We start from the raw sequence: 10,526 nt of genomic DNA on the forward strand, positions 1-10,526 counted from the left end.
CGCCGTTCTTTTTAATCTTGGATGAATTAGCGGATCCCCACAACCTAGGTTCCATTTTACGGACGGCAGATGCCGCTGGGGTCCACGGTGTTATTATTCCAAAGCGCCGAGCAGTTGGTTTGACTTCCGTGGTTGCGAAAACGTCTGCGGGAGCGATCGAACATGTTCCAGTGGCACGGGTAACCAACCTTGTTCAGACGGCAAATGAGCTCAAAAATCGGGGCTTGTGGCTATTCGGGACCGATATGAAGGGAACGGATTATCGTCACTGGGATGCCACTGGTCCAGTCGCCGTTGTAATTGGCAATGAAGGAAAGGGAATTTCAACCCTCTTAAGGAAGACCTGTGATGAGATGTTGACAATTCCAATGATTGGCCAGGTACAAAGCTTAAATGCGAGTGTGGCGGCTAGCTTGTTAATTTATCAAGGGTTCAGTTCTCGCCATCCGGTAAAATAATTTTAAAAAAAAGATCTAAGGAATCATTGATCCCTTGGATCTTTTTTCCTTATCCTTAGATCAGAATTAATTTTTGCCTATTGTCACCAATTGTAAAGTCTGGTAAATTATCCTAGACAACTGATGAGTAACGGTCAAATTCTACGGCAGCGGGATGAAGCGTAGGAGAAAAGCCGTTGTGAAACTAATGTGAGAGTTAGTTTCAAAACCCCCGATCAAGACGCTGTGTCGGTGAGATGATTAGTAAGTTTCTTATTAATTTTCAAGCGGGTCTCATCAGTTGTTAGTGCGGAAAGAGGTTGCGAATCATGTGTGAGAGAATGATCCAAACAACCCCGGAAAGCGAGTTAATCAAACAAGTGGCAGTTAATGATTCTGCAAGTTTTACATCACTTTACAATCAGTACCTGCCACTAATCTGTAAGGTATGGTATCAATTCCATTTGGATGACCTACCACTGGATGATTGGAAGCAAGAAGCTGCGGTGGTTCTGTATCGGACTGCTTGTTCTTACTCCAATCAAGAGGCCCGTTTTTGTTGGTACTTAAAGCAAGCATTGATGAATAAAATTCGTGATTTTTATCGCCAGCAGGTGGCTAAAAAACGAATTCCAGCGGAACATGTTGAATCAATTACTGATTTACAATTGATCAACATTTGATTGACGCGGATTTGCGTCCAGACGAAATTTGCCAATTTCGGTTAGTCTATCAACAATTTTTAAAGGAGTGCTCACTATTAGAAAAAAGGGCCTTTTTAGAAATTAATTCCGGTGAAAGTCTTGATGTCATCGCTAAACGTCTTAGTTGTTCTCCCTTATCTATTCGAAGTGCCTTTGAACGGGCGCGCCAGAAATTTTTAAAACAGATTTTTGATTAACGGTTTTAAGTTTGTTTGTAGCAGCTCCCATCCAAATTTTGGATGGGAGTTGTTTTAATTTGTTAAAAATGATAACCTTAAACAGTATGGAGGTGTCAGTAATGGCCCAAAAGAAAGTTGGTTTAGAGTGCAGTAAATGCGGTGCTCGAAATTATACCGTTGCTGTTAACGCCGCGCGCGAAAAGCGTCTCGAATTAAAAAAGTTTTGTAAACACTGTGGTGAATATACGATTCACCGTGAAACCAGATAGTAGTGGAGGAAAGCAATGCATTTATTTCGGTTTTTAAAGAGCGTTGTTCAAGAAATGCATAAGGTGGTTTGGCCGACTTGGAAAGAAAACCGTCGGGACACCGGAGTGGTCATTTCGTTAACGATATTCTTTGTTTTATTCTTTGCATTGGCTGACTGGATTATCCAAGAGGGTATGTTGGCGTTTGTAAAATAAGATCAAGGTGGTCATTGACCGCTTTTTTTGTTATAATTTGTTTGAGCAAAACTTCGTGGTAAGCGAGGTTTTTTTATTTTTGAGAAAATTTGATTTACAAAAGGAGATTAATCATGGAATCACATGAAAAACGCTGGTACGTGCTTCACACTTACTCTGGTTACGAAAATCGGGTTAAGAGTAATTTGGAATCACGTGCTCAATCAATGGGAATGCAAGATTACATTTTCCGGGTCGTTGTTCCTGAAGAAACCGTCCGGACAGTTAAAGACGGTCAAGCAAAGGAAACTGAAGAAAAAACGTTCCCTGGCTATGTGTTAGTTGAAATGGTGATGACTGACCAAGCATGGTACATTGCCCGGAACACTCCTGGCGTTACTGGTTTCTTGGGATCTCACGGTGGAGGTTCAAAACCAACCCCACTGTTACCAGAAGAAGTAGATCGCATTATGAAGCGGATGGGTGAAGACGTTGCCCGGACTGATATTAACGTCAACGTTGGCGATAATATTAAGATTATTGCTGGTGCCTTTGCTGACTTAACTGGTAAGGTTACTGCGGTTGACCATGATAAGATGAAAGTAAACGTTGATATTGAAATGTTTGGTCGGCAAACTAGCGCCGAGGTTGGTTTTGACCAAATTGACACAATGAATGACTAATTAACGTTCATTGCTTGAATTTAAGGGTAATTTGTGGTAATTTATTTTAGTATGCTATAGGCATACTGTGGGAGAGGTAAAAACTTACTGCCTCATCATTACCACAACACGGACTAAGGAGGTTTTGTCTCGTGGCAAAAAAAGTAGCTAACGTTGTTAAGTTGCAAATTCCTGCCGGTGCAGCTACACCAGCTCCACCAGTAGGTCCTGCGCTTGGACAAGCAGGGATTAACATTATGGGATTCACTAAGGAATTCAACGCACGGACTGCAGACCAAAAGGGAATGCTGATCCCAGTTGTAATTACCGTTTACGAGGACCGTTCATTTGACTTCATTACTAAGACGCCACCTGCTGCTGTCTTACTGAAGAAGGCCGCTGGTGTTGAACACGGTTCCGGTGAACCTAACACGAAGAAGGTTGCTAAGGTAACCAAGGATCAAGTTAAGAAAATCGCCGAAACAAAGATGCAAGATCTAAACGCAGCTGATGTAGATGCAGCTATGCGCATGATTGAAGGTACTGCACGCAGCATGGGCTTCACTGTTGAAGGCTAGTTGCCAAGCAGTCCGGACGTGCTATTAAAGTAGTGCGTTTCCGTGGGAGGTATTAACTCCGTTCGACCACAATTTGCAAGGAGGAAAACACAAGATGGCTAAAAAACGTGGTAAGAAGTACCAAGATGCCGTAAAGAAGGTTGACAGCAAGAAAGCTTACGCTGTTAACGATGCGGTTCAATTAGTAAAAGATATTGACTTTGCTAACTTTGACTCAACCGTTGAAGTTGCATTTAACTTAAACGTGGACACCAAGCAAGCTGACCAACAATTGCGGGGCGCAGTTGTTCTGCCAAACGGTACTGGTAAGAAGGAGACCGTAATTGTCTTTGCTGATGGTGAAAATGCTAAGGCTGCCAAGGATGCCGGTGCTGACTTTGTTGGTTCCGATGACCTGGTTGAAAAGATTCAGGATGGCTGGCTTGACTTTGATGTTGCAATTGCAACACCAAACATGATGCCCAAAGTTGGTCGCTTAGGTCGGATTCTTGGACCTAAGGGCTTAATGCCAAACCCGAAGACTGGTACGGTAACGATGGATGTTGCTAAGGCGGTTTCTGACGCTAAGGCTGGTCAAGTTACTTACCGGACTGACCGTGATGGTAACGTAGCAGTACCATTCGGTAAGGTTTCGTTTGACACTGATAAGCTGGTAGAAAACCTGAAGACTTTGGAAGATATTGTTGCTAAGGCTCGTCCAGCATCAGTACGGGGAACTTACATCAAGCACGCTTCAATCGCCTCTACTTTTGGCCCAAGCGTTACGCTTGATCTCGAAAGTTTCTAATTAATAAAATTAGATTAAAACGGTCCAGAGTTTTCTGGGCCGTTTTTGGTATTTAAAATACAAATAAGGATGTATTTATTGGAAATGTAGTAGAAAAGAGTCGAATAATAGGTTATTGAATCGTGATGTAGAAAGTTTGGGATTGGAAAGTAGAAAACCATGTGCTGGGAATTTTGCTAAAATGGTTTTTAATTACAACACTTTGGAGGTATCAAAATGAAAATTAAGGAATTGATGGTGCCCTTTGGCAATTACCAAACTTATTGTCGAATTGTGGGCGATGCGACTGATCGGGCCCCACTTATTCTATTACATGGTGGTCCAGGATCGACTCATAATTATTTTGAATTATTGGATGATTTGGCAATCCGGGCTGGCCGTCAACTAATTATGTATGACCAACTAGGTTGTGGACGATCTTCAATTCCAGATAATCATCCAGAACTCTATACCGCTAAGACTTGGGTTAGCGAGTTGATAAACCTTCGTGACTATTTAGGCTTGAACCGCGTCTACTTGCTTGGCCAATCTTGGGGTGGAATGCTAGCCATCATCTACCTTTGTGATTATCATCCCCAGGGTGTGCGGGGCGTAATTCTTTCTAGTACTCTGTCGTCCGCCCAGCTCTGGTCCAGTGAGCTTCACCGATTGATTAAATTTATGCCTCAGAATGAACAGGTAGCAATTCGTCAAGCCGAACGAACAAATGACTTTACTGGGACGGCTTATCAGGCGGCCAATGATCATTTTATGGAATTGCATGCGGCTGCTACGCCAACAAACCAGTCACCGGAACCATTACGCCGAGCTAAGCAGGGTGGGAAAGTAGCTTACCTAACTGCCTGGGGTCCTAATGAATACCTTCCCCAGGGAAACCTGCGCGATTATGAATATACGACTCGGTTACAGCAAATTAAAATTCCGGCCTTAGTCATCGATGGCACGAATGACCTCTGTACACCATTAGTAGCTAAAACAATGGTTGATCACCTACCGAATGCCCAGTGGAAACTATTTCAAAATGCCCGTCACATGGTCTTCACCGAACAAACGACGGCCTATGAAAGAGTAGTTGCTAACTGGTTAATGAACCAGGAAAAGTGAATTTATATTTAACAAATTGGATAATTATTAATGGTAAAATTTTCTAAGCAAGTTTCAGCTAACAGCATGAATGCAATTGGTGCAGTTCTGAAGGCGGCGGATTTCAAGACTACTAATTAAAAAATGAGTCTTAACCAAAATGGTTAAGACTCATTTTTTTATTGTTATTTCAGTTTCATTTTTTCTAATGGAACGAGGTGAGTGTGGTGCCGGATCTTGTAATAAAGGTAGAAGATAATGAATAGTGGCACGCTCATGTAAGTAATTAAAATGTTGGACCAGTCAAGCTTAGCAAAGGCGTCAATATTTTGACCACCAATGACAACAACACAGAGGATAAAGGCAAGAATTGGCCCAAACGGGAATAGTCCAGCATGATAGTCCAATTCATCAAGAGTATGTCCTTGCTTTAAGAAACCACGCCGGAATCGGTAATGAGAAATAGCAATACCGAGCCATTCGATAAAGCCACCGAGACTAGTAGCAGAAATCAGGTAATTATAAACGTTAGGCCCGATGAACTGTAATCCCCAGAGCCCAAGGCTAAGCAGTGAGACAGCCAAGAAACTGATGATTGGCACCCCCCGACGGTTAACCGCCCGGAAGCCTTTCCACATGAAGCCTTCCATTGACTGGGAAAAGAGGATTCGTGAAATGGCATAGAGCCAGGAATTTGCAGAAGATAAAACCGCAATTAAAATTACAAAATTCATGATCCCTGCTGCGTACCGTAATCCTGCATATTGAAAAATCAATGTGAAGGGGCTCTTAACGATATCTTGAACATTAGAACTCAGTAGATTTTTGTTTGTATATGGCAATACACAGGCGATGACAAAAATTGTCAATACGTAAAAAAGTAAGATTCGCCAGAAGGTCGCCCGAATAGCGGTCGGAACGCTGTGCTTTGGATTCTTAGATTCACCCGCCGCAATAGCGACCATTTCGGTTCCTTGAAAAGAGAAACCAGAAACAACGAAGGCACTGATGATTCCCGGAATGCCATGGACGAATGGAGCCTGCTTATAGGTGAAATTCTTAAAACCAATTGGTTGGTGACCACCTAAAAGGCCAAAGATGACAGCAATTCCAACGATCACGAAGATAATAACGGCCGCCACTTTGACAAAGGCTAACCAAAATTCTGTTTCTCCATAGGCCCGGACAGAGAAATAATTGATTGTAAAGATAATTAAAAAGGCAATTAAACTAAAAATCCAAGCCGCAATATGGGGAAACCAGAAGTTCATGACAATTCCGACCGTGGATAGTTCCACCGCTACGGAAATCGCTCCGCCGAACCAATAGTTCCAACCCATTGCAAAACCAAGGGCTGGGTCGACATAGCGACTTCCGTATTCAGCAAAGGAACCACTACGCGGATTATAGGTCGCCATTTCGGCTAAGCTAGTCATCAAGAAATAGACCATTAGGCCCATGATAAAGTAGGCGATCAGGCTGCCTCCAGGACCGGCAGTGGTGATCGCGGATCCACTGGCGATGAAGAGACCCGTCCCGATTGTTCCGCCGAGAGCAATCATGGTGAGGTGCCGAGTCTGCAAGGTGTGGTGGATGTGACCATTACGATGCTGGTTATTCATAAAATTATCATTTCCTTTTAGTAAGTTAATTCTAACTTTACTGGATTTTACCCCGAATGTTAAACATTTACCCTTTTAAAATTAAATTAATTGCTTTTTGGAGCATTTACTATTAATAATAGTTTGTGATTGCAGAAAACGAATATGAAAGCATTGGTGAAAAGCATTTCACATAGTTGATTAACTTAATTAAGATAATAGTGATAAAGAATAGGGGTGAAGTAATGACAATCTTGAAGCAATTGCGCTGGTTCTTTCGTCAACAGTGGCGTCAATACCTCGGCGGGGTGATCGCTCTAATTTTAGTAGCAATTTGCAATGTAATTCCGGCGCGGATCATTGGTAATGTTGTTGACGCCATTAGTGACCACCGAGTTGTGGCAACCTGGCTGATCCTTCAAGTGGGTATTATGCTGGTGGCGGCGCTTTTGCAATACCTATTACGCTTTGCCTGGCAGAAGCTTCTCTACGGGAGTTCCTATGTCTTGGAACGCCAACTACGAAGCCGACTCTTTCACCATTTTATGGTAATGGACCCTTCTTTTTACCAACGTTGGCGAACTGGTGACTTAATGGCCCATGCCACTAATGATGTCGAAGCAGTTCGGGAAGTGGCGTCTTATGGTATCTTAACTCTGGCTGACTCAATCATTACCGGGGGCTCGATGATTATTGCCATGGGAGTCTTTGTCAGTTGGCCCCTGACCGTAGTGACTCTTTTGCCGATGCCGTTGTTAATAATATTGTCTAACCGTCTCGGTAATAAGATTCATTGGGCGTATGGCCACGCTCAGCAGGCCTTTGGACAATTGAATAATAAGACCCAGGAAAGTATTAGCGGGATTAAGGTGATTCAAGCGCTAGGAGCGGAACAAGCTGACCTTGCTGATTACCATCACTATGTTCAAAGGGCCTTGCATACTAATCAACGAGCCTATTTCTGGGACTCTCTTTTTAGCCCGGCCACGACTTTGATTATGGGGTTATCCTACGTAATTGCAATTGCCGTTGGTGGTTGGCTAGTTGGTCACCACCAATTGACAGTTGGCCAACTGGTTACGATGATTACTTACTTGGGCGAATTGGTTTGGCCATTGTTTGCAATTGGTAGCCTTTTTAACATTCTTGAACGGGGACGGGCAAGTTATGATCGAATTAATGAACTCTTGCAAGAACGTCCCGCCTGGCAACCAGCTAAGCAAGCCGCGCCGATTTACTTTGGCCCGGTACAGGTTGATATTAAACAATTTACTTACCCTGGTGATTCACGTTTAATTCTTCATGACGTTGATTTTGCAATTAAGCCGGGAGAAAAAATTGGTGTAATTGGTCCAACCGGCAGTGGAAAGTCAACTTTACTACGGTTATTAGTCCGTGACTTTGATAATTATCAAGGACGAATTAGCTTAGGAGGACAAGATATTCGTGACCTTCCATTAGCAACCTATCGTCAGCAAATAGGTTATGTTCCCCAGACTGATTTTCTATTTTCAACTACGATTGCTCGCAATCTACGTTTTGGTCACCCTGCTGCCAGTGTGCAACAAGTCGAAACAGCGACACGAGAAGCGGCAATGGCGGAAGAAATCGCCGCGATGCCTGACCAGTACCAGACCCAGGTTGGCGAAGAAGGTACTTCGCTTTCAGGCGGTCAGAAACAACGACTGACGCTTAGTCGAGCTCTACTAAAAGATGCCCGGTTATTGGTCCTTGATGATCCGCTCTCGGCAGTGGATGCCGAAACGGCCACGCAGATTGAAAAATATTTAGATAGGACTAACCAATCCCTAATAATGGCAACTAGCCGGCTGAGTACGGTTCAGCACCTCAATTGGCTGATTGTGTTGCAAGGTGGAACCATTACTGCCCAAGGTACACCAGACCAATTAGCACACCGGCCGGGCTGGTACCGGACGACCTTGAGTGAACAAGAGCGACGAGCAAAATTGGAGGCGGGCCTAAATGAGTAAACCAAATAAGTCAACCTTAACTCACCAGCAACAATTTCAGGTTCTTAGACGGCTTTTCAAAGCTGCCCGACCATTCTGGTGGCAGTTTACCCTGGCAACCGTGATGGCAGTTGTCTTAAGTATCGTTAACCTATTGCTGCCGCGGTTGATTCAATACTACATTGATCACTACTTGCGCCATGGGCCGGTATTGTTACGATGGATCTTGCTTTTCGCGGGGATCTATTTTGCTTTAACGATTATTCAAGCCCTTTTGCAGTTTGTTCAAGCTTATAGCTTTGCCATCGGATCGGAACGAACCCTGGAAAGCTTGCGGGATCGTTTGGCCCGTCATGTTTATGGACTTGGGATGGCCTTCTTTGATCAGACACCAGTAGGCGAGGTCGTTTCGCGGATCACTAACGATACTAAAACTCTCTATAATTTTTGGAACCTGATCCTGAACCTGATTGTGGCAATTACTGGTTTAGTTGCGGCTTTTATTGCTATGCTAATGGTCAGCCCAGTCTTGGCCTGGACTACGTTAAGCTTATTGATCGTAATTATCTTGCTGGTAATCTTATATCAAAAACTTAGTGTACCAATCTATCAACGGGTGCGGACAAGTCTAAGCCGACTAAACACCCGATTAAATGAGGCCTTGAGCGGAATTGAAGTCATCCAGCAATTTGGCCAGCAGCACCGGGTTGCCCAAAGGTTCGATCAGGAAAATTATCGTTATTTCAGTTACCGCAACCGTTTGATCAACTTTGATTCTTTTCTTTTATATCCGATCGTCAGTTTGATGTTCATCCTAGCGGAAACCGCCACGCTGGGTTATTTTGGCTGGCGCAGTAAACAGACAATGGTGGCAGCTGGCGTTGTCTATGCCTTCATTGCTTATCAGCAGAACTTCTTTAATCCCTTGACCAGTGTGATGGAAAATTTAGCAACTTTTCAAGAAGGAATCGTTGCCGGTGCTCGAATCTTTAGGCTTTTAGACCGTCATTCGACCCAACCCCATCAGGATCCACGACCAATTCATATTACAAAGGGGCAAATTGAGTTCCGGCATGTCACCTTTGGTTATGATCCGACCAAGCCGGTTCTAAAAGATATTTCATTTACAATTAAGCCGGGGCAAACTGTTGCTCTGGTTGGCCACACCGGTAGCGGGAAAAGTTCCATTATTAATTTATTGATGCGGTTTTATGAATTTCAGCATGGCCAAATTTTGGTTGATGGGGTTGATATTCGTCACTATCCACTGACCGAATTACGTCATCGCTTCGGTTTGGTGGTTCAAGAACCGATCATCTTTTATGGCACGATTGCTCATAATATTGGGATGTTTAATGATCAGCTTAGTGCAGCGGCCATTCATCGGGCGGCACGATTAGTTTACGCTGACCGGTTCATTAATCGATTGCCAAACAAGTACCAAACCGTTCTCGGTGAGCAAGGAGCTAATCTGTCAGCGGGACAGCGTCAGTTGATTGCCTTTGCGCGGGTTATGGCTCGGCATCCATTAGCACTGATCTTGGATGAGGCGACTGCCAATATTGATTCACAAACCGAAGCAATGATTACCCAGAGTATTCATCGGATGAGTAAACAACAAACAACAATTGCAATTGCTCACCGACTGTCAACAATCCAGGATGCCGATCAAATCTTAGTATTGCGGGATGGCCGAATCGTAGAGCGGGGTCGTCATGCTGAATTGATGAAGCAAAATGGCTATTATGCGAAGTTAGTTCGTTTGCAGAATGCAACGACTAGGTAACCATTATATTATGTGCTGAAAGTCATCCGGATGTTTTCTGCGTTTTTGAAAGTGGGCAAGGAAACACGTTCTTTTAAGGACGTGATGAATTGCCATTTTTGTGTTCAGCATACACATGGACAGCATATTATATGATATAATTATTAGTATGAAAGGCACAAATAAACTTACATATGGTAGAACATCAGTTTACAATCTTAATTACCATCTCATTTGGGGGACTAAGTATCGCAACAAAGTGCTGAAAGGACACGTTGAAACAGTCTTGAAGCGAATATTATATGAAATTGCTTCAA

General features: G+C 43.4%; 12 protein-coding genes. 11 read left to right on the forward strand and 1 reads right to left on the reverse strand.

Translation table 11 applies throughout. From position 1 onward, the window contains the following. From rlmB to pepI, 8 genes are all read left to right on the forward strand, one after another. Positions 1-458, forward strand: a 458-nt coding sequence (gene rlmB, locus ACEYV4_RS07430; protein ID WP_373842699.1) for a 23S rRNA (guanosine(2251)-2'-O)-methyltransferase RlmB, incomplete at its 5' end; no start/stop codon positions are given. A 308-nt stretch (positions 459-766) separates the two neighbouring features. Continuing rightward, positions 767-1,120, forward strand: coding sequence for a sigma factor (locus tag ACEYV4_RS07435; RefSeq protein ID WP_373842700.1), 354 nt, complete (start codon positions 767-769; stop codon positions 1,118-1,120). Between the two features lie 319 nt (positions 1,121-1,439). Continuing rightward, positions 1,440-1,589, forward strand: a complete 150-nt coding sequence (rpmG, locus tag ACEYV4_RS07440) for a 50S ribosomal protein L33 (protein ID WP_373842701.1) — start codon at positions 1,440-1,442, stop codon at positions 1,587-1,589. A gap of 15 nt (positions 1,590-1,604) precedes the next feature. Next, positions 1,605-1,784, forward strand: a complete 180-nt coding sequence (gene secE / locus ACEYV4_RS07445; protein ID WP_373842702.1) for a preprotein translocase subunit SecE — start codon at positions 1,605-1,607, stop codon at positions 1,782-1,784. 113 nt (positions 1,785-1,897) lie between these two features. Beyond that, positions 1,898-2,446, forward strand: a complete 549-nt coding sequence (nusG, locus tag ACEYV4_RS07450) for a transcription termination/antitermination protein NusG (protein ID WP_373842703.1) — start codon at positions 1,898-1,900, stop codon at positions 2,444-2,446. Between the two features lie 131 nt (positions 2,447-2,577). Further along, positions 2,578-3,003, forward strand: coding sequence for a 50S ribosomal protein L11 (rplK, locus tag ACEYV4_RS07455; protein ID WP_373842704.1), 426 nt, complete (start codon positions 2,578-2,580; stop codon positions 3,001-3,003). 94 nt (positions 3,004-3,097) lie between these two features. After that, a complete protein-coding gene (rplA, locus tag ACEYV4_RS07460; protein ID WP_373842705.1) occupies positions 3,098-3,790 on the forward strand; it encodes a 50S ribosomal protein L1 in 693 nt (230 codons plus the stop codon). A 216-nt stretch (positions 3,791-4,006) separates the two neighbouring features. Next, entirely contained in the window at positions 4,007-4,894 is an 888-nt protein-coding gene (pepI, locus tag ACEYV4_RS07465) for a proline iminopeptidase (protein WP_373842706.1), read from the forward strand. A gap of 164 nt (positions 4,895-5,058) precedes the next feature. On the opposite strand, the gene ACEYV4_RS07470 is transcribed toward pepI, so the two are convergent. Continuing rightward, positions 5,059-6,495: an amino acid permease gene (locus ACEYV4_RS07470; RefSeq protein WP_373842707.1), complete on the reverse strand. Its 1,437-nt coding sequence runs from the start codon at positions 6,493-6,495 to the stop codon at positions 5,059-5,061. Between the two features lie 224 nt (positions 6,496-6,719). Here ACEYV4_RS07470 and ACEYV4_RS07475 point away from each other — a divergent pair, with 224 nt between their 5' ends. From ACEYV4_RS07475 to ACEYV4_RS07485, 3 genes are all read left to right on the forward strand, one after another. Then, on the forward strand, positions 6,720-8,465 hold the full coding sequence (locus ACEYV4_RS07475; protein WP_373842708.1) for an ABC transporter ATP-binding protein: 1,746 nt from the start codon (positions 6,720-6,722) through the stop codon (positions 8,463-8,465). Next, positions 8,458-10,230 (forward strand): ABC transporter ATP-binding protein, encoded by a 1,773-nt coding sequence (locus ACEYV4_RS07480; RefSeq protein ID WP_373842709.1) that lies wholly within the window; start codon positions 8,458-8,460, stop codon positions 10,228-10,230. The genes ACEYV4_RS07475 and ACEYV4_RS07480 overlap by 8 nt, the downstream gene beginning before the upstream one ends. Positions 10,231-10,378: 148 nt before the next feature. After that, a partial coding sequence (locus ACEYV4_RS07485) for a transposase (protein ID WP_373842710.1) occupies positions 10,379-10,526 on the forward strand: 148 nt, incomplete at its 3' end.

Origin of the sequence: Limosilactobacillus sp. (assembly GCF_041859915.1) — a bacterium.
GTDB lineage: Bacteria > Bacillota > Bacilli > Lactobacillales > Lactobacillaceae > Limosilactobacillus.